Raw genomic sequence first — 17,910 nt, 5'->3', positions numbered from 1 at the left:
GAATTGACATTTACCCATGGATAGACCTAACGCCTGAAATGGCGGTAAATTTGTGATCATGAACGGATTTGCCAAGTGAAACTACCATATGGGCGCAGGAGAACGAAATGTCCACTCAGTCAGTGATCGAAAGCAAACTGATGCAGGTTTTTCATCCTGTTTCGTTGGCAGTCATCAATGAAAGCCATCTGCACGCCGGCCACCATCATTCTGACAGCGAACATCATGGCACATTTGACGGTTCAGGCGAAACGCATTTTCGTGTGCGGATTGTCGCGGAGGCATTCGCCGGCATGTCGCGTGTTGCGCGCCATCGCGCCATCAATGAAGTGCTACAGGACGAACTGAATGGCAGCGTCCACGCGCTGGCGCTTGAACCCGCGGCACCGGGTGAGGCGACGCGGCGATAGAACCTTGTGACCGGCCAAATGCCTTGCAAATTATAGAAACGAGCCTATCTTACATACGTCTTACTTTGGAGTGCTCGATGCCTAAAACAGTGAAGCTTACAACCGTCGTTTCTACAAAGGGTCAAATTGTTCTACCCGCGACTATTCGCAAGCAACATCATTGGGACCCTGGCACCCGCCTGATTGTTGAGGAAACTGGCGAAGGGGTACTCTTAAAGGAACAACCGCTCTTCGAGAGCTCTATGATCAGTGATGTATTTGGCATGCTAAAGTACACTGATGAGCCAAAAACCCTGGAAGAAATGGATGCAGCCATAACCGCCCAGGCCAGGCTCAGACATGCTGGCAATTGACACCAACGTTGTGGTCCGGTTTCTGACCGGAGATCACCCCCAACAATCAGTCGCGTCCCGCAAACTGATCGAACATGAGAAAGTATGGATCTCCACGACAGTTCTTCTCGAAACCGGGTGGGTTTTGAAAGGCGCATATGGCTTTGACACGCTAACAATTATCCAAGCCTTGCGTAAATTTGCCGGACTTGCAAATGTTTCACTCGAAAACCCCGCCGTGGCCGCTCAGGCTCTGGGTTTGTCGGTGTCAGGCATGGACTATGCGGATGCGTTTCATCTAGCGGCAGCAAGCCTCACATGTGAGACTATGATCAGCTTCGATGCCTCTTTGCGAAAAACGGCCAAGCGACTAGGAGCGCTCAGCGTTCGCGCGCCCAGCTGATTTTGTTGCCGTGATGAAGCGCTATAAGCTAAACGGCACTAGTTTAACTTGGCCTGTCGTCATCCTCGATGGGGCGAATACGCAGCCGTGTAATACGGTTCTTCTCACGCTTCAAAATCGTGAAACGCTTGCCATGGAAGGTGAAGGCTTGTTTTTCCTTCGGAATGCTCTGTGTTTCATGGATCACGAGACCGGCAATGGTCGTCGCTTCGGCATCGGGCAAGTGCCAGTCCAGAGCCCGGTTAAGATCACGAATGGGGACTGAGCCGTCAACCAGCACTGAACCATCCGGTTGAGGACGGCAACCCTGCACATCGATGTCGTGCTCGTCAGCGATATCGCCGACGATCTCTTCTAGAATGTCTTCAAGAGTGATCAATCCTTGCACGTCGCCATATTCATCGACCACAATGGCGATATGCGCTTTGCGTCTCAGAAAGGCATTGAGCTGATCCTGAAGGCTTGTCGTGTCCGGAACGAACCACGGCTTCGTCGCCACCTTCATGATGTTGATCTTGGAAAAGTCCCGATTTGCGTCGCGGATCGCCCGCACCAGATCCTTGGCATGGACAACACCGACGATATTGTCATTCGCGCCCTTCCAGACTGGAATGCGGGTATGATGGCTCGCCAGGATTTCCGTAATGATGGTCTCGATAGGATCGTCTGCGTTGACCGAATCCATGTCGGTCCGATGGATCATAACGTCATAGACTTCGAGTTCACGCAGGTCGAGGAGACCGCCGATCTGGTCCCGGTCACCTTTAACGACAGAGCCTTCCTTGTGCAATAGATCGACAGTGCCGCGCAGTTCTTCCTGGGCTGACAACATTGACGTGCCTGCCGCAAGGTTAATGCCGAACACCGCAAGAATCTGGCGAACAATCCAATTGACCAGATCAGAAAGGGGGCCGAACAGAAAAACGACTATCTGGGCAAACCGGACAAGAGCGAGCGAATTTCGATCGGGACTCGAAATCGCCCAGGACTTGGGCAACACCTCCGCGAAAATGACAAGTAACACTGTCATTATCGCCGTGGCATAAGCAACGCCAGCTTGGCCGAACAATGTCAGCAGCATACTCGTCGTCAACGAAGAGGCTAGAATATTGATGAGGTTGTTGCCGATGAGCATGACACCGATAAGCCGGTCCCGCTTTACGATCAGATTTTCCACCACGGCCGCGCGTTCGTCACCGCGGTTCGACAAGCGATGCATACGTGCACGAGAGACGGCGGTCAGTGCAGTCTCAGACCCTGAAAACAAGGCAGACATCAGGATCAAAAGGAATATGATTCCGCAAAAGATCCAGATTTCCAGCGTCATTTCGGATGTTTCTCCTGCAAAAAGCTTAACACGGCCGATGGCGGCACGTCTTTTGCGATAAACGACTGGCCAATGCCGCGAGTCAAAATGAATGTAAGCGCCCCGCGCGCTACTTTTTTATCTTGCGCAATGTAGTCCATCAGTGTTTCCGCGGAAGGTAGTTGGCCAGGGATATCGCCCATGGAAACCGGGAGCCCCACTTGGCGCAGATGCGCTTCGACGCGAGCCGCATCGTCCGGGCTGGCCAGGTTCATTTTTGCCGAAAACTGGTGCGCGAGAACCATCCCGATGGCGACGCCTTCGCCATGTACCAACCGCCCGGAATCGTAGTGCGTCGCGGTTTCTAATGCATGGCCAAACGTATGGCCAAGATTGAGTAGCGCACGATCCCCCGTCTCGCGTTCATCTCTGGCGACTACATCGGCTTTGGATTGGCATGATATGGCAATGGCCTCAGTGCGTTCGGGTCCGCCAGCGAAAATCCCCCGCCAGTTCTTTTCCAGCCAGGCAAAAAAATCCGGCCGGTCGATCAGTCCATATTTAGCAACTTCAGCGTAGCCGGCACGGAACTCGCGTGGAGTTAATGTGTCCAGCACATCCGTATCGGCCAGAACGAGTTGGGGCTGATAAAAGACACCAACGAGGTTCTTGCCGTGCGCCGTGTTGATGCCCGTCTTGCCGCCCACCGAGGAGTCGACTTGCGCCAGCAACGATGTAGGCATCTGGATGAATCCCATGCCGCGACGGGCAATGCCGGCCGCAAACCCGGCAAGGTCGCCAATGACACCGCCGCCAAAAGCAACCACGATATCGCCGCGCTCAAGACGCGCGGAAAGAATTGCATTGGTTACGGTTTCGAGTGTTGCAAAACCCTTGGATTTCTCTCCGGGTGCAACCAAGATCGGTGTAGAATCTATACCGGCAGCCGTCAGGCTTCGCGTGAGCCGATCGAGATGCAGACCTGCGACAGTCTCGTCGCTGACAATGGCGACACGCACCGATTTGGCCCGCTTTGCAATCTCGTGTCCGGCCCGATCGATCAATCCAGCCCCGATGAGAATGTCGTAAGAACGATCCCCGAGCTTGACGGGTACAATGGTAGTGGTAACCGCGTCGGTCATGAACCGGATTCCTCATTGCTGCGGGATGCGATACCATCAAGATGGGCAACAATTGCCTGCATTGCTTCGAAGGCAATGATTTCCTTCTTTTCCTCGCGGGAGTTCACCACCAGATCGGCGACCGAATAAATCGGGTGGCGCTCGGTCATAAGTCGTTCCATCACACCTCGAGGATTATCGTTTTTCAAGAGCGGACGGTTCTGTTTGCGCGCAACACGCGCCATCAGCACATCAAGTTCGGCCTTCAACCAGAGCGAAATACCATCCGAAGCAATAGCTTTTCGCGTAAGTTCATTCATATAAGCACCGCCACCGGTCGCCAGCACGATCGGTCCATTCTCAAGCATGCGCGCAATAACGCGCCGCTCGAGGTCCCGAAATTCGGCTTCTCCATAGGCTTCGAAAAGTTCTGGAATAGTCATGGTCGAGACTTTTTCGATCTCGTTGTCAGCGTCGAAGAACGGCAGTTCGACCAGTGACGCAAGTTTTTTGCCGACTGTGGATTTGCCTGCGCCCATCAGTCCGATAAGCACGATGGACCGATGTCCGAGGCGCTCTCTGATGGATTTGGCAAGCTCCGCAATCTCGGCTGCCCCAACTGTGTCTTCAGTCATATTCATAATTGCGTTTCGACAGGAAAACCGTGCTGTCGTCAAGCAAACTATGGCGTTAGAAGACTCAAGCTTCATCAAATCATAAGGGTTTGAGCTGCAGGATTATGGAACCAAGCACCAAAGCCGACAAAGGCGATTCAAATAGAAAATGCCGACGCTTACACGATTGATCATCATTCTCGCGATTCTCGCGGGGCTCATCTATGCCGGCATGGTTGCGCTGGTGACTTTCGTGCATCCCACGCAGACGGAAATGACTATTCGCATTCCCTCTGAAAAGCTCAATCCGAAACCGGATAGACCGAAATAAGCCGATGCGAGCAGCAGCAGCCATAGAGACCTTCCTTGAAATGATGAGCGCCGAACGCGGGGCCGCACAAAACACACTGGATTCGTATCGCCGGGATCTGGAAGATGCTGCAGGGTTCAGCGTTGCAACAGGTATCCAATTGACCTTTGCAGAACCCGGAACAATTCGGTCCTATCTCGACGACATTGCCGGACGGGGCTACGCAGCCACATCCCAGGCACGGCGGCTTTCGGCCCTGCGCCAGTTCTTCCGCTTTCTCTACATGGAGAATATTCGCACCGACGATCCGACCAGCACGCTGGACACGCCGAAAAAGGACCGCGCCCTGCCAAAAATCCTGAGCGAGTCGGATGTGGAAAAACTGCTTTCCCGCGCTGAGGTCGAGACCTTCGACGCAAAATCATCGAGTGCCGTTCATCTCCAGGCGCTACGACTGCATGCGCTGCTCGAAATTCTTTATGCAACAGGCCTGCGTGTTTCTGAACTTGTTGGCCTTCCGGTAACGGTCGCACGCTCAGACAATCGATTCCTCATGGTCCGAGGCAAGGGCTCGAAGGACCGTGTCGTCCCTTTATCCGGCAAGGCGCGCAACGCAATGGCAAAATATCTGGCGGTGCGTGACGCATTGCCTAGTCTTTCCGCCAGTGTCTGGCTGTTCCCCGCCATATCGGAAAGCGGCTTTCTGGCACGACAGGTGTTCGCACGGGAACTGAAGGGGCTTGCCGCGCGGGCGGGCCTCAAAACATCGGCGATATCGCCCCATGTTTTGCGTCATGCCTTTGCCAGCCATCTCTTGCAAAACGGTGCGGATCTGCGTGCTGTGCAGCAATTACTCGGCCATTCGGATATTTCGACGACGCAAATTTACACACATGTGATGGAAGAGCGGCTGCATCAGCTTGTCACGGAGCATCACCCTCTGGCAGACTAAATGCTGGCCCACCGATGGAGTGGGCCAGCAAACTGGCGGACCGGCCATGTGGCGGCTGTTGAAGAGATTGTTATACGGGTCAGAGTCATCGTCTGTCGAACCCGACAGCGAGGTGATCCATTTTGACAAAACGGGATTCAGCCGCTCCAGCCATTTGACCCGCACGATGAATTGGCGGCAAAGCTGGCGCTGGGATGAAGTAACCGCATTTGGATTTGACTTCGCGCCTTCCCTGTTTCCTGATCCCTGGTTCGGCGATGTCATGGAAGGCCGCTGGTTCTTTGCTGTAACTGGCGAAAGCGGTCCGGAACACATCTATTTTGACCAGACTTGGCTCGACATCGATCACCTGCCGCCAGTTCTCCTGCAAAATATGCCAGGGCTCGATTTAGACGAAGTGCGGCAGGGGCTGATCGCAGCAGCTGGCGGCTTTCACAACTATGAAGGCGAAGGCAGATGGATCGGTTGGCAGCGCACCAAGACTCCAAAACGCGCAAGACGCTCAAACTCCGCCAAGCCGGCGAAACGCAAGAGCCCCGCCAAATAACCACCATCCCTTTGCCGGAATTCCCTCTGTAACATGCGCCACCAACGCATGATCTCAACCTTGCTTCCTTGACATGCGCCTCGGCAACAGCCAGTTAGGTCGTGAAAAACCCACCGTTTTGCAGGCAGACCCCTCGTCCATGTACAACTACCTTGACTTTGAAAAGCCGGTTGCTGATCTCGACGGCAAGATTCTCGAGTTGAAAAAGCTTGCCGAGGAAGGCGATGCTCTCGACACCAATGACGAGATCGTACGGTTGGAGAAAAGGTCCGCCGAGGCGTTGCGCGATCTCTACCGCAAGCTCACCCCCTGGCAGAAGGCGCAGATTGCGCGTCATCCGGATCGCCCTCACTGTGTGGATTATATCTCCAAGCTCTTCACCGATTTCACGCCACTGGCAGGTGACCGCAACTATGCGGACGATGACGCCGTCCAGGCCGGTCTCGCACGCTTCAATGGTCAAGCCGTCGCCGTTATCGGACAGGAAAAGGGCAACGACACCAAGACACGCCTCAAACACAATTTCGGCATGGCCATGCCTGAAGGCTATCGCAAGGCCGTGCGCATCATGGATCTGGCCGACCGTTTCGACTTGCCGGTGATTACGCTCGTCGATACGGCGGGTGCCTTTCCGGGAATCGCGGCGGAAGAACGCGGACAAGCCGAGGCCATTGCCCGTTCGACTGCCGCTTGTCTCAATCTGAAAGTGCCGATCGTCTCGGTTATCATCGGAGAAGGAGGGTCCGGCGGAGCGATCGCGATCGCCACAGCCAACCGTGTCTACATGCTCGAACATTCCATCTACTCGGTGATTTCACCGGAGGGCGCAGCGTCCATTCTCTGGCACGATTCCACCCGGGCTAAGGATGCCGCGACTTCGATGCGTATCACCGCGCAGGATCTTTATGAACTGAAGATCATCGATGGCATCATTCCCGAACCCATGGGTGGCGCGCACCGCGGCAAGGATGCAGCGATCGAGGCAACAGGCAACATTATCAATGTTGCTCTCAAATCCATGGGCAACATGGATCGTGACATGTTGAGACAAGACCGGCGCGATAAATATCTGGCCATCGGCCGTAGTCTTTAGCCTCCAAAGAAACCGCAGCCAACATTCCATGTGAAAATAGTTGCGGTTTTTTGAGCGAAGCAGCTTGCAATTCATAGCTCAACCGATTACCAACCGCGCTGCGCAGACTAACGCGCATTTGTGGCACGCGCCCGTAGCTCAGCTGGATAGAGCACCAGACTACGAATCTGGGGGTCAGAGGTTCGAATCCTTTCGGGCGCGCCATTTCTCAACCGTCTTCTCGATCCAATAGCCCTTGGTACTTCGCAGCGCTTCGTGGAACATTTCACGCGGCATCAAGTTATCTCCTCGCTGCTTTTCAGGAGGAGGACATCATGTTTGGCAAATTGTTTACGCGGATCGCCAATCACGTTGCGCTCGCAGCTGGCAAACCACTAACCTTCGTTTTGTGTTGTCTGATCGTAATTACTTGGGCCGTCACAGGTCCTATCTTCGGCTTTTCCGACACATGGCAGCTCATCATCAATACCGGCACAACCATCATCACCTTCCTGATGGTCTTTCTCATCCAGAACACGCAAAATCGCGATAGCGTAGCCATCCAGGCGAAACTCGATGAGCTGGTTCGTGTTGGCAAAGCCAGGAATGCCTTTATTGGTATCGAGCACCTGCCGGAAGAAGAAGTGGAACAATTTCGCGAGCGATGCGAAGCGGCTGCAAAAAAGGCCAACAAGCTGTTGGCGGAACGGAAGACAGACAAATCAACCCAGCCGCGTCGACCATCCAAAACGCCAAAATCTAAAGCAAAAACACAAGCCTGATTTCAACCGGAGAAAGCTTCCCGTTTTCTCATCAGCTCTCTTGGTCAACCCCTCATTTCGTTGCAGAGCAGCTATGCAAACTTGTCACTGCAAGTTTGGCAGGCTGTCTACTATATGAGCAGCATGATCGAAAAATGATCAAACAAACAAGAACTTACAAGGTGAGTGAAATGAACCTGATCCGCTCTTACAATAACTGGCGCCGCTATCGTGACACTGTCACGGAACTGAACCGCCTGTCTGCACGTGAACTGAATGACCTTGGCATTTCCCGCGGCGATATCTCTTTCGTTGCCAAGAAAGCCGCTTCGGCTCAGTAAGTAAATTCGATCAACCTCCGGGACGTTCTCCTCCCAAGTCACGGATGGTCTAGAGATCAGTCTCCTCCCAGCTGATCTTTACAAGTAGCACCCACCGCTCCTCCCGCGGTGGGTGTTGTTTTTTGGAGATGTTCTTCTAGGCGTTGCATCCCTGCTTTCTACTCCGTAACAGTCAAATATTGACAGGCCGGGAGATACTCATGACAGGCGGCATCCACCACATCACCCTGATCACGCGGAAGGTTCAGGCAAATGTCGATTTTTATGCTGGCTTCCTCGGTCTGCGCCTTGTCAAGCGCACGGGCGGTTATGAAGACGCAACCCAGCTCCATCTCCTTTATGGGGACGCGTCAGGCAATCCAGGCTCTCTGATTACCTTTCTCGTATGGGAAGATGGTTCGCCGGGCCGAGTTGGATACGGGCAGCCAAGCGAAGTCTCGCTCGCTATTGCCCCGGATAGTATTGGCTTCTGGCTGACACGTGCCTTGCTATTCAACGTTGCTACCTCAGGACCAGTACAGGAATTCGGTGAACCGGTGCTGCGTTTGCATGATCCCGACGGTGTGATCGTGAAGCTCGTGGGAACTCAGGCCGTAAAGGCCGGCGATCTCTGGGTTGGTGGCGAAATTCCTGCATCTGATACGATAAAATACATCCGCGGCGCGACGATTCTGACCGAAAAACCGCAGGAAACGTGCACATTCCTTGCAGATTATTTTTCTTACATTTCAGGCGGGCAAACTGAAACGATTACAAGAATGGTTTCAACGTCCGGCGATTGCATCGACGTTCGCGATGCAACTGGGTTCTGGGGCTCGGCACCCGGAACCGGCACCATCGACCATATTGCTTTTCGCGCTGTGGACATCCCCACTGTAACGGCAACGTATGATCGCTTGGTAGCACGCGGAATGACGGCAACAGCACTGCATGACCGGAAATATTTCCATTCTATCTACGTGCGCGAGCCTGGCGGCACCCTGCTCGAAATGGCTACCGACGGCCCCGGCATGCTGATCGACGAAACCCCTGAAAAGCTTGGCACCCGGCTGTTTATCCCGCCGCATTTTGCTGAGGAAGCTGAAAACCTGAAAGTAATGCTGCCGCAATTTGGCCTGCCGAAAGAGGAGCGTTTCATCTATCGCGAACTTCCGTTCATTCACCGGGTCCACATCCCGGAAATCACCATTGGGCAAACACTGATCCTCTTGCACGGGACGGGCGGCAACGAGACCAGCCTTATGCCGTTCGCCTCGAAGGTTGCGCCGTTTGCAAGCTTGATTGGTTTACGCGGACGCAGCACGGAAGAGGGTTCGGCCCGCTGGTTCCGGCGCTTTGGACCGCTGAGCTTTGATCAAAAGGACATTCGTTCGGAAGCCGAAGCACTTGCCGCGTTTATAGAGGGTGCTGTCGAGGCCTACGGCCTGGATTTCCAACGAACTACTTTCTTAGGCTATTCCAACGGCGCGAACCTTCTCGCTGCAATGATGCAACTGTATCCGGGCATTATCCGCAATGCAGTTCTGTTGCGCGCGACCAAGGTGCTTGAGGATACACCCAAGGCCGATCTTCGTGAGGTGGAAGTCCTTGCAATCACCGGTGACCACGATCTGTTTGGAGCGCATGCGCCTGCGCTTGAGGCGGAACTGCGGAGTGCCGGAGCCGATATTACAGTGAAGGCCGTGTCCGCCGATCATGAAATCGGACCGCTCGATATCGATGTGGTCCAGGAATGGCTGACTGCATAAAAGAAAAGGCCGAAGTTTCTCCGGCCTGTTCAATTTCATTACGACAGCGGCTTGAGCCCTGCTTCGATCGAAGCGCGCTTGCCTTCAAGGAATGGCGGCAACGACAAGCCCTCCCCGAGAGTCTCCAAGGGCTCATCGACCGTGAAGCCCGGACCATCCGTGGCGATTTCGAATAAAATGCCGTTCGGTTCGCGGAAGTACAGCGAGCGGAAGTAGTAGCGCTCCACCTCACCGCTCGAGGGCATCCGGAATTCGTTCAGGCGTTCGGTCCATTCATGCAATTGCTGCACATCCGGCGCGCGAAACGCGACGTGATGCACAGCACCGGCACCCTGCCTTGCAGCCGGAAGATCTGGTTGAACGGCCACATGCAGTTCGGCCGCGGGGCCACCCTCGCCCATTGCAAACACATGAACATGCCCGGCACCATCCGGCGATGGGTAAGTGTTGACCTTGCGCATGTTCATCACATGAAGAAGGATCGCTTCCGTGTTGGTAATATCGGGCACGCTGAGGGTGATCGGGCCGAGCCCACGGATCTGATGCTCGGCCGGAACAGGGCTTCTGTCCCACGGGTGCGACGCTCCAGCGCCGCCATCATTGATGAGCCGGAGCCGTTGTCCTTCGCCATCTTCAAAATCGAGCGAGTCGTAGCCACCGATTTCAGCAATATCACCAGACTTTACGCCAAGTTCGGAGAAGCGAGCTTTCCACCATTGCAGACTTGCCTTACTGCCGACACGCAAACCTGTACGTGAAATACTGTGCGTACCGCGGCTTTCGGGCCCAACTGGCCAGTCGAAGAACGTGAGATCGGTGCCGGGCGCTGCCTCTCCATCTGCATAGAAGAGGTGATAGGCGCTAGTGTCGTCTTGATTGACGGTTTTCTTGACCAGTCGCAGACCGAGCGTTTGCGTATAGAATCGCAGGTTTTCTGGCGCATTTGCCGTTATCGCAGTCAAATGATGAATACCTGTCAGTTGTAAGGTCATCGAAGCCTCCTGAATTAGTTCGGGCATAATCGCCGTTGGCGTGAATATCTGCGTTGTCTGGCCGCCGATAAAGAGTGGATCTCTGCAACTTATGTTCGACCAAAACGAACGAAGGAGAGATACGGGTGTTTCAAATCGGCCTAACGTCCACTATAACCAAACAATGAAATGGCGTTTCGACGATCTTCTCACTTTTCTCGACGTAATGGAAACCGGCAGCGTCACAGGGAGCGCCGCGCGCCTCAACCTTTCGAAATCAGTGGTGAGCAAGCGCATTTCCGATCTTGAAGGTGCACTGGGCATAGAACTGTTCCAGCGTTCGCCACGCAAGTTGCTCGCATCCGACCACGCCCGCGACTTTGTCGCGCGTATCAGGCCCTTGGTTCGGGAGATCGTTGAAGCCGCCGATACCGTTGGTGAGCGGCATAGCGCCATTAGGGGCAATTTGAGGATTGCCGCCCCGATGTCATTCGGCACGCTTTATCTTGGACGAATGATTGCCGACTTCGCCAGGCAATATCCCGATCTGGAAGTAGCGGTAGAACTTGAGGATCGCATGGTCGATCTGGTGCGTGGCGGTTATGATGTCGGCATCCGGATCGGCATCCTCCAGGATTCAAGCCTTATTGCCCGCAAGCTTTGTACTGATGCCAGGATTATTTGCTGCAGTCCGGCTTTCGCTGCAGCCAATGGCTTGCCAAAGCGGCTCGAAGAACTGAGCTCTTTCGCCTGCATCGACTACTCAAACGTCAATACCAGCCAGTTGTGGCAATTCGAAAACCCGGCCTCTCCCAATGACCCAATCTCGGTGGCCATGCATGGCCGCATCGTTGCCAATAATGGCGAGGCCATGCGCGACATGGCAATTGCCGGTCTTGGGCTTGTCCTGCTTCCAATGTTCATTGCCGCGGACGCCCTGCGAGCGGGTGTTCTCATTCCGGCGCTGCCTGATGTGACGCCGGTTCCTTACAAAATATACGCCGTGTATCCGCCTACACGGCATGTCTCGGCCAAGGTTCGAGCGTTTGTAGACCACCTTGTTCGCCATATCGGCGACCCACCCGTCTGGCAAATGATGGATCCTTTCCATGTTGAACGGCTCTAGTTGGGGTCCCACCCTCCGAATCACTTGGCGCGGTTTGCAAGCCTCTTCAGAGCGTAATCTTGAATTTCACAGCCGGTTTTGAAAAAAACCCTGTAAACACTGGGTATAAACCCGCTTTTTGGGCGTTCCCACTGATGACAGCGCGGGAATCGCGTGCCATACAGACGCCTCCGATCAACGAATATACTGAGGAAACCGCCAAAATGAATACGTCCGATCTCATTGAAAAGCTCGTCGCTGATCAGGGTCTTACAAAAGTTCAGTCCAAGGCGATTGTTGATAGCGTTCTTAAGGGTATCACTGATTCCGTCGTAGCCGGCGATGAAGTTTCGCTGCCAGGCTTTGGCAAGTTCAAGGTCCAGTCGCGCGCTGCTCGCGAAGGCCGTAACCCTGCTACGGGCGCAACGATCAAAATCGCAGCGTCCAAGAAAGTTGCTTTCCAGCCTGCAAAGGCACTGAAGGACGCGTTGAACGGCTAATTCGTTCATCGTAAATTCGAAAAAGGCGGTGCGGGTGCGCCGCCTTTTTTGTTTGACTGGTGCCGAGGCACCATCGCGGTAGATGGAAGCAGAGGGCTTTGCCATAAATCCGCCCTGCATTCGTTGCAGGTGACGTTTGTGCAATCGAGCAATTTTGCGCAAGTGAAGTAAGGCTTTATCAACTATAACAGATGCATTTATGATATGCGGACCAGAGATCCGCACGCTTCAGGGGCCCTCACGAACACAATTAATGAACTGGTAGCAGCTGCAATAATGAAGACACTGGCACATATCCTTGCGGCATTCATGCTAACCCTCTTTGTAGCGGGTTGCCAAAACTCGTCGATCGATGACCTGTCTCCTAATGGTGCCGGGACGCAGTTGCCGGAGAAGCTCGTCCAGAGCATGAAGGCGAAGGGCATGAGCCTTACATCGCCAGTCATGTTCCGCATATTCAAGGAAGAGAACGTCCTTGAAGTGTGGAAACGCAAGGACAATGGCCGTTACGACATGGTCACGAATTACCAGATTTGCAAATGGTCGGGGAAACTTGGCCCCAAGTTCATCGAGGGTGACCGTCAGGCACCTGAAGGATTCTACGCAGTTCGCCCGGCGCAGATGAATCCGAAATCGAGCTATTATCTCTCTTTCAACACAGGGTTTCCCAATGCATTGGACCGCGCCCTTGGCCGTACCGGTGCCAATTTAATGGTCCATGGCGCGTGCTCGTCGTCAGGTTGCTATTCAATGACCGATGCACAGGTCGCACAGATTTACGCTTTTGCCCGGGATGCGTTCAAGGGTGGTCAGGAATCGTTCCAGCTGCAGGCCTATCCTTTCCGTATGACCGCAGCCAATATGGCGCGCTACAAGGATGATCCGAATTATACCTTCTGGAAGAACCTGAAAGAAGGTTACGACCACTTTGAAATCACCAAGGTACCGCCGAAGGTGGATGTCTGCGAGAAGAAATATGTCTTCAACCACACGTCCGATCCGAATGCACCGATTGCGGCGACAGCAACGTGTCCGCCTTCCGATCAGCCAGAATCGCTGAAAATGGCGTATCAGTCGTACCAAACCAGCTATGAGACAGCATTCTCTACAATGGTCGGCAAAGGCAAGATCATCCCGCCCAGCCGCTCTATCCAGGGTATTGCCGAAGCCAAGATCATTGCTGACTGGAGCGCTCGCCGTGCTCGGGGTGAGCGGGTGACGCAAGAACCGCCGTCTCTTTCGCCGCAGGACAAGGATGCTGCAACGAAGGTCATGGTTCGCCTGGCCTCCGCCGTCGCAGCGGACAAGGCACGGGAAGCGCGTGACGCTTCTAAAAGAACGCGTATGGGAAAGAGCATGGCCTCGGCTGCGCCAGCACCCATAACCCTTGCACCTGCGACAGCTTCGTCAGCTCCGGCAGCCCCGCAACAATCCGCACCTGCACCACAAACCACGGCCGCTATTGCACCGGAAGTTCCTGCAGCTGCCGTTGAGCAGCCAGCCCCGGCGAAAAAGGCCTGGTGGAAGATTATCGGCAACTAGCATCCCGAAAAGTAATCATGCCGGAAAAGCAATCATGAATGCCGAGATATACGATCTTCGCGGCCTGAATTGCCCCTTGCCGGTGCTCAAAACCCGCAGGAAGCTTGCGGATATGATCGCTGGCAGCCGCATATGGGTTGCAACAAGCGACCCGCTAGCTGTTATCGACATGCCTAATTTTTGTCTGACCGAGGGTCATAGGCTGATCGAAACGCTCAGCATCGACGGCGGACACCGGTTCCACATCGAATGCGGTTGACTAGCTTAGCTTGACACCGGAAATTGCCAACGGGTTGTCAACGAGCGCAGCACGATCCGGCATATCGATCTGTGGCCGATCAAGAAATGCGTTGAAGAGCTGGCTGACATAGCTCTCCGGCAAATCCTTGACGATCATCACCAGGCGCGTTTCACGAACGCCATCCGGCCACGCTGCCAACCGTGCCGGTGGGTGAAAAATCTGCTGTACGCCGTGTATGACCAGAGGCCGCTCCGGATCGTCCTCCAACTGTACGATACCCTTGACGCGCAGCAATTTTTCACCATGGGCCGAACGCAACAGGTCAAGGAACATATCGAAGCTGTGCAGGGATATCGGGGCATCGTGCTTCAGCGAGAATGACCGGATATTTGCGTCGTGCCTGTTGACGTCGTGATGATGGTCCTCGCCGTGATGATGGTGGTGCCCATGATCGATCTTGGCGTGTTCATGCTCGCGATCACGGTAGGCTTCCGCCTTTAGCCAACGCTGAACATCGACGGTCTTGGTTTCTGGATTATAGACGCCGCATTCGAACAACGCCGCGTATCCCGTCCGCCGGTCGGCTACGTCGATCAGGTCGGCCCCAGGATTTAACGCTGCAAGCCTTGCGCGCAGCGCAAGGAGCGTTTCTTGGGCTTCCGGCAAATCCGTCTTGGTTACAACGATGCGATCAGCAACAGCAGCCTGTTTTATCGCTTCGTCGTGCGCGTCGAGCGTTGCCATGCCATTGATCGCGTCTACGGTGGTGATCACACCATCAACGCGAAAGGCTTGCAACAACACCGGGTGGCCCATAACGGCATGCAGAACTGGCGCAGGGTCTGCAAGCCCGGTCGTCTCGATGATGACCCGTTTTAGTCGCTGCAATTTTCCCGTCTGCAATCGGTCGATCAAATCCGAAAGCGTATCAATCAGCTCTCCGCGTACGGTGCAGCAGAGGCAACCATCGGAAAGCTCGATAATGCCGTCGCTGGCTTTCTCGACAAGCAGATGATCAATGCCCACATCGCCGAACTCGTTGATGATTACCGCCGTATCGGAGAGAGCCGGATCCTTCAGCAGCCGGTTGAGCAACGTCGTCTTTCCCGACCCCAGAAAGCCCGTGAGTACCGACACCGGTATGGGAGCGTCGGACATCAGTTTACTGCTTTCAAGGCATCACTCGCGTCCGTCAGCGACGAGCGATCTGGCCGCGGCATCGGAACAGGAACCCGGTTCAACTCCATCCCCAATGAATTGATCTTCGCCGGCAGCAGCGCAACTTTTTCCACTGCCGGTTCATGTTCCATCCTTTTCATATAAGGTGACCCCTGAACGATGTGCCCTTCGAGGTCCTTGCCGTCCCAGGTATCGGACCCCGATACCTCCTTCGAACAAACACTTGGCCGCATGTTGACTGCCACGTCGCGCGTGGGTGCACCATAGGGCTGTAATGTATCGATCGTCGTGCCGCTGCCCTGGGTCTCGAAACCTTTGGCAAGAAGTTCCGCTGCTTTCGTCGCCCGTGTTGTCAGCTTCAATTCGCCCAAAACCACAGTGATGATCGTCCTGCCGTTGCGCGTTGCAGAGCCGATCAGATTATAGCCCGAGGGGCAAACAAATCCGGTCTTCATGCCATCCGCACCCTGAAAACGGCCGATAAGCGCGTTCAGATTGGGCTGAAGTTTCTTGCCGCCATAGTCGATGGCTTCAATATCAAAATAATGCGCGTACTGCGGAAACTCCCGGCGCAACTGAAGTGTCAGGATCGCGAGATCCCGCGCAGTTGTATAATGGTCATCCGAGTGAAGACCGTTTGGATTAACGAAATGCGAACCTGTCATGCCCAGACGCTTGGCTTCGGCGTTCATGAGCACAGCAAACTTGTCTGAAGAACCGCCCAACGTCTCACCCACCGCCATGGCGATATCATTGGCGGACTTCACCATCATGATCTTGAGCGCATTGTCCAATGTCAGCTCGGAGCCAACTTTGTAGCCCATCTTGCTTGGAGGCTGTTTGGCGGACAGCGCAGTGATCTTGATTGGCGTATCCAGGGTAATCTGGCCTGACTCAATCATCCGGAACACCACGTAAACTGTCATCAATTTGGTCAAAGACGCGGGATACCAGCGTTGGAAAGCATCCTCTTGCGAGAGGATTTCGCCGTTGCCGGCATCGACTGTAATATTTGCACCGGCAAGCGCCGCCGATGCAGCGGTCATCGTTATTACGCAACCCGAAAGAAAGAGTGCTACAGTTTTCCGCATTTCTGAAATCCGACCTGTCTATATAAACAACCCGGAAAGGCGTTAAGCCGCGCTTCACACCAGGCTGCAATGCCCTTATCTATCTTATGTGGCAGGCAAAAGGCAAAACACCTTTATTCTGTTCACCGAAATGTCAGACCTGGATTTGGAGTTGCCCTCGAATGCCTTTGCTCAATCGCGCGATCGAAATGCAGGACGAGGTTTCCGCATGGAGGCGCCATCTGCATGCGAACCCCGAAATAATGTTCGACGTGCACAAGACAGCGCGGTTCGTTGCAGAAAAGCTGCGCCAATTCGGCTGTGACACGGTGGAGACCGGGATTGGCCGTACCGGTGTCGTCGGCATCATTCGCGGGCGCCATGGCGAAGGCCCGACTGTTGGCTTGCGCTCCGACATGGATGCGCTGCCACTCACTGAAATTACCGGTAAGCCCTGGGCTTCCCGTACGGACGGGAAAATGCACGCCTGCGGCCATGATGGCCACACCGCCATGCTTTTGGGTGCCGCGCAATATCTGGCTGAAACCCGCAACTTTGGTGGTTCAATCGCGGTTATCTTCCAGCCTGCGGAAGAAGGCGGTGGTGGTGGCCGTGAAATGGTCAAGGACGGCTTGATGGAGCGCTTCTCCGTATCGGAAGTCTATGGCATGCACAATATTCCCGGACTTCCCATTGGTCAGTTTGCCATTCGCAAGGGCCCCATCATGGCAGCAACGGATGAGTTCACCATCATTGTCGAAGGTCGCGGTGGCCATGCAGCGCAACCACACCGGACGATTGACCCGATCGTTATCGGGTCTCAACTGGTCAATGCCCTGCAAACCATCGTCTCGCGCGGTACAGACCCACTTGACTCAGTCGTTCTCTCCGTCACCAAGTTTCATGCCGGCGATGCCCATAACATCATTCCTCAAAGGGCCGAACTCGCTGGCACCGTCCGCACCTTGCGCCCGGAAATGCGCGACTTTGCCGAAAAGCGCCTGATCGAAATCGCTGAAGGCCTTGCCGGAGCTTTGGGCGCAACCGCAACTGTCAATTATGTCCGCAACTATCCGGTAACGTTCAACCATGATCAAGAGACCGACTTCGCGGCTAAAACGGCGCGCTGCGTCGCTGGAAATGACGCAGTCAACGAGGAAGTCGCGCCCATGATGGCCGGCGAGGATTTCTCCTACATGCTGGAAGCACGTCCGGGAGCGTTTATTTTCATAGGCAATGGTGAAAGCGCCTCGCTGCACAATCCCTCCTATGATTTCAACGACGACGCAATCCCGCACGGCATCAGTTACTGGGTGCAATTGGCTGAAAGCGCTCTCCCCCCGTCATCCTGATTGGCACCGGACTGCTGAAAATTTCCACTCATC

At 54.6% G+C, this 17,910-nt stretch carries 21 protein-coding genes and 1 tRNA gene; 16 read left to right on the top strand and 6 right to left on the bottom strand.

Annotation, left to right across the window (positions count from 1 at the left end):
• Window positions 1-107: 107 nt before the first annotated feature.
• The 3 genes from N8E88_RS21100 to N8E88_RS21090 all read left to right on the top strand — a co-directional run bounded on the left by N8E88_RS21100 (window position 108) and on the right by N8E88_RS21090 (window position 1,145).
• Window positions 108-410 (top strand): BolA family protein, encoded by a 303-nt coding sequence (locus tag N8E88_RS21100; protein ID WP_262295361.1) that lies wholly within the window; start codon window positions 108-110, stop codon window positions 408-410.
• 77 nt (window positions 411-487) lie between these two features.
• Window positions 488-763, top strand: a complete 276-nt coding sequence (locus N8E88_RS21095; RefSeq protein WP_262295360.1) for an AbrB/MazE/SpoVT family DNA-binding domain-containing protein — start codon at window positions 488-490, stop codon at window positions 761-763.
• On the top strand, window positions 750-1,145 hold the full coding sequence (locus N8E88_RS21090) for a type II toxin-antitoxin system VapC family toxin (RefSeq protein WP_262295359.1): 396 nt from the start codon (window positions 750-752) through the stop codon (window positions 1,143-1,145). The genes N8E88_RS21095 and N8E88_RS21090 overlap by 14 nt, the downstream gene beginning before the upstream one ends.
• A gap of 43 nt (window positions 1,146-1,188) precedes the next feature.
• On the opposite strand, the gene N8E88_RS21085 is transcribed toward N8E88_RS21090, so the two are convergent.
• The 3 genes from N8E88_RS21085 to N8E88_RS21075 are packed head-to-tail and all read right to left on the bottom strand — an operon-like array spanning window position 1,189 to window position 4,213.
• The gene (locus N8E88_RS21085) at window positions 1,189-2,472 is read right to left on the bottom strand and encodes an HlyC/CorC family transporter (RefSeq protein WP_262295358.1); all 1,284 of its coding nucleotides are present in this window, start codon (window positions 2,470-2,472) and stop codon (window positions 1,189-1,191) included.
• Window positions 2,469-3,593, bottom strand: a complete 1,125-nt coding sequence (aroB, locus tag N8E88_RS21080) for a 3-dehydroquinate synthase (RefSeq protein WP_262295357.1) — start codon at window positions 3,591-3,593, stop codon at window positions 2,469-2,471. Before aroB ends, N8E88_RS21085 begins: the two co-directional genes overlap by 4 nt.
• Entirely contained in the window at window positions 3,590-4,213 is a 624-nt protein-coding gene (locus tag N8E88_RS21075) for a shikimate kinase (protein WP_410010671.1), read from the bottom strand. The genes aroB and N8E88_RS21075 overlap by 4 nt, the downstream gene beginning before the upstream one ends.
• A gap of 142 nt (window positions 4,214-4,355) precedes the next feature.
• Here N8E88_RS21075 and N8E88_RS21070 point away from each other — a divergent pair, with 142 nt between their 5' ends.
• From N8E88_RS21070 to N8E88_RS21035, 8 genes are all read left to right on the top strand, one after another.
• Complete coding sequence (locus tag N8E88_RS21070; RefSeq protein ID WP_262295356.1) at window positions 4,356-4,517, top strand: histidine kinase; 162 nt, start codon at window positions 4,356-4,358, stop codon at window positions 4,515-4,517.
• A gap of 4 nt (window positions 4,518-4,521) precedes the next feature.
• A complete protein-coding gene (xerD, locus tag N8E88_RS21065; protein WP_262295355.1) occupies window positions 4,522-5,448 on the top strand; it encodes a site-specific tyrosine recombinase XerD in 927 nt (308 codons plus the stop codon).
• Window positions 5,449-5,560: 112 nt separating this feature from the next.
• A complete protein-coding gene (locus N8E88_RS21060; protein ID WP_262295354.1) occupies window positions 5,561-5,995 on the top strand; it encodes a hypothetical protein in 435 nt (144 codons plus the stop codon).
• Window positions 5,996-6,134: 139 nt separating this feature from the next.
• Window positions 6,135-7,088, top strand: a complete 954-nt coding sequence (locus N8E88_RS21055) for an acetyl-CoA carboxylase carboxyltransferase subunit alpha (protein ID WP_262295353.1) — start codon at window positions 6,135-6,137, stop codon at window positions 7,086-7,088.
• Between the two features lie 127 nt (window positions 7,089-7,215).
• Window positions 7,216-7,292 (top strand) — tRNA-Arg (locus N8E88_RS21050).
• Window positions 7,293-7,402: 110 nt separating this feature from the next.
• Window positions 7,403-7,849, top strand: a complete 447-nt coding sequence (locus N8E88_RS21045) for a low affinity iron permease family protein (protein WP_262295352.1) — start codon at window positions 7,403-7,405, stop codon at window positions 7,847-7,849.
• 170 nt (window positions 7,850-8,019) lie between these two features.
• The gene (locus N8E88_RS21040; RefSeq protein ID WP_106666964.1) at window positions 8,020-8,169 is read left to right on the top strand and encodes a DUF1127 domain-containing protein; all 150 of its coding nucleotides are present in this window, start codon (window positions 8,020-8,022) and stop codon (window positions 8,167-8,169) included.
• Window positions 8,170-8,369: 200 nt separating this feature from the next.
• Window positions 8,370-9,917, top strand: a complete 1,548-nt coding sequence (locus N8E88_RS21035; RefSeq protein WP_262295351.1) for a VOC family protein — start codon at window positions 8,370-8,372, stop codon at window positions 9,915-9,917.
• 38 nt (window positions 9,918-9,955) lie between these two features.
• Here the strand turns inward: N8E88_RS21035 and N8E88_RS21030 are convergent, their stop codons facing one another.
• Window positions 9,956-10,909: a ring-cleaving dioxygenase gene (locus tag N8E88_RS21030; RefSeq protein ID WP_262295350.1), complete on the bottom strand. Its 954-nt coding sequence runs from the start codon at window positions 10,907-10,909 to the stop codon at window positions 9,956-9,958.
• 163 nt (window positions 10,910-11,072) lie between these two features.
• Between N8E88_RS21030 and N8E88_RS21025 the strand changes: the two genes are divergently transcribed.
• From N8E88_RS21025 to N8E88_RS21010, 4 genes are all read left to right on the top strand, one after another.
• Window positions 11,073-12,014: a LysR family transcriptional regulator gene (locus N8E88_RS21025; RefSeq protein ID WP_262295349.1), complete on the top strand. Its 942-nt coding sequence runs from the start codon at window positions 11,073-11,075 to the stop codon at window positions 12,012-12,014.
• Window positions 12,015-12,217: 203 nt separating this feature from the next.
• A complete protein-coding gene (locus tag N8E88_RS21020) occupies window positions 12,218-12,493 on the top strand; it encodes an HU family DNA-binding protein (protein ID WP_099997835.1) in 276 nt (91 codons plus the stop codon).
• Between the two features lie 276 nt (window positions 12,494-12,769).
• Window positions 12,770-14,035, top strand: a complete 1,266-nt coding sequence (locus tag N8E88_RS21015; protein WP_262295348.1) for a hypothetical protein — start codon at window positions 12,770-12,772, stop codon at window positions 14,033-14,035.
• A 34-nt stretch (window positions 14,036-14,069) separates the two neighbouring features.
• A complete protein-coding gene (locus N8E88_RS21010; protein WP_262295347.1) occupies window positions 14,070-14,294 on the top strand; it encodes a sulfurtransferase TusA family protein in 225 nt (74 codons plus the stop codon).
• Here N8E88_RS21010 and N8E88_RS21005 read toward each other — a convergent pair whose 3' ends face one another.
• Both N8E88_RS21005 and N8E88_RS21000 read right to left on the bottom strand, forming a co-directional pair.
• The gene (locus N8E88_RS21005; RefSeq protein WP_262295346.1) at window positions 14,295-15,434 is read right to left on the bottom strand and encodes a CobW family GTP-binding protein; all 1,140 of its coding nucleotides are present in this window, start codon (window positions 15,432-15,434) and stop codon (window positions 14,295-14,297) included.
• Window positions 15,434-16,546: a D-alanyl-D-alanine carboxypeptidase family protein gene (locus N8E88_RS21000; protein ID WP_262295345.1), complete on the bottom strand. Its 1,113-nt coding sequence runs from the start codon at window positions 16,544-16,546 to the stop codon at window positions 15,434-15,436. Before N8E88_RS21000 ends, N8E88_RS21005 begins: the two co-directional genes overlap by 1 nt.
• Before the next feature lie 161 nt (window positions 16,547-16,707).
• On the opposite strand from N8E88_RS21000, the gene N8E88_RS20995 reads away from it, so the two are divergent.
• On the top strand, window positions 16,708-17,877 hold the full coding sequence (locus N8E88_RS20995) for a M20 aminoacylase family protein (RefSeq protein ID WP_262295344.1): 1,170 nt from the start codon (window positions 16,708-16,710) through the stop codon (window positions 17,875-17,877).
• The last annotated feature ends 33 nt before the right edge of the window (window positions 17,878-17,910 follow it).

Source organism: Phyllobacterium zundukense (assembly GCF_025452195.1).
In the GTDB taxonomy this organism is placed as follows: domain Bacteria; phylum Pseudomonadota; class Alphaproteobacteria; order Rhizobiales; family Rhizobiaceae; genus Phyllobacterium; species Phyllobacterium zundukense_A.
This window is presented reverse-complemented; position numbering and strand designations above follow the sequence as displayed.

Coding starts and splice junctions, on each gene's coding strand:
- N8E88_RS21100 (WP_262295361.1), top strand. CDS start 108: ATGTCCACTCAGTCAGTGATCGAAAGCAAACTGATGCAGGTTTTTCAT.
- N8E88_RS21095 (WP_262295360.1), top strand. CDS start 488: ATGCCTAAAACAGTGAAGCTTACAACCGTCGTTTCTACAAAGGGTCAA.
- N8E88_RS21090 (WP_262295359.1), top strand. CDS start 750: ATGCTGGCAATTGACACCAACGTTGTGGTCCGGTTTCTGACCGGAGAT.
- N8E88_RS21085 (WP_262295358.1), bottom strand. CDS start 2,472: ATGACGCTGGAAATCTGGATCTTTTGCGGAATCATATTCCTTTTGATC.
- aroB (WP_262295357.1), bottom strand. CDS start 3,593: ATGACCGACGCGGTTACCACTACCATTGTACCCGTCAAGCTCGGGGAT.
- N8E88_RS21075 (WP_410010671.1), bottom strand. CDS start 4,213: ATGAATATGACTGAAGACACAGTTGGGGCAGCCGAGATTGCGGAGCTT.
- N8E88_RS21070 (WP_262295356.1), top strand. CDS start 4,356: ATGCCGACGCTTACACGATTGATCATCATTCTCGCGATTCTCGCGGGG.
- xerD (WP_262295355.1), top strand. CDS start 4,522: ATGCGAGCAGCAGCAGCCATAGAGACCTTCCTTGAAATGATGAGCGCC.
- N8E88_RS21055 (WP_262295353.1), top strand. CDS start 6,135: ATGTACAACTACCTTGACTTTGAAAAGCCGGTTGCTGATCTCGACGGC.
- N8E88_RS21045 (WP_262295352.1), top strand. CDS start 7,403: ATGTTTGGCAAATTGTTTACGCGGATCGCCAATCACGTTGCGCTCGCA.
- N8E88_RS21040 (WP_106666964.1), top strand. CDS start 8,020: ATGAACCTGATCCGCTCTTACAATAACTGGCGCCGCTATCGTGACACT.
- N8E88_RS21035 (WP_262295351.1), top strand. CDS start 8,370: ATGACAGGCGGCATCCACCACATCACCCTGATCACGCGGAAGGTTCAG.
- N8E88_RS21030 (WP_262295350.1), bottom strand. CDS start 10,909: ATGACCTTACAACTGACAGGTATTCATCATTTGACTGCGATAACGGCA.
- N8E88_RS21025 (WP_262295349.1), top strand. CDS start 11,073: ATGAAATGGCGTTTCGACGATCTTCTCACTTTTCTCGACGTAATGGAA.
- N8E88_RS21020 (WP_099997835.1), top strand. CDS start 12,218: ATGAATACGTCCGATCTCATTGAAAAGCTCGTCGCTGATCAGGGTCTT.
- N8E88_RS21015 (WP_262295348.1), top strand. CDS start 12,770: ATGAAGACACTGGCACATATCCTTGCGGCATTCATGCTAACCCTCTTT.
- N8E88_RS21010 (WP_262295347.1), top strand. CDS start 14,070: ATGAATGCCGAGATATACGATCTTCGCGGCCTGAATTGCCCCTTGCCG.
- N8E88_RS21005 (WP_262295346.1), bottom strand. CDS start 15,434: ATGTCCGACGCTCCCATACCGGTGTCGGTACTCACGGGCTTTCTGGGG.
- N8E88_RS21000 (WP_262295345.1), bottom strand. CDS start 16,546: ATGCGGAAAACTGTAGCACTCTTTCTTTCGGGTTGCGTAATAACGATG.
- N8E88_RS20995 (WP_262295344.1), top strand. CDS start 16,708: ATGCCTTTGCTCAATCGCGCGATCGAAATGCAGGACGAGGTTTCCGCA.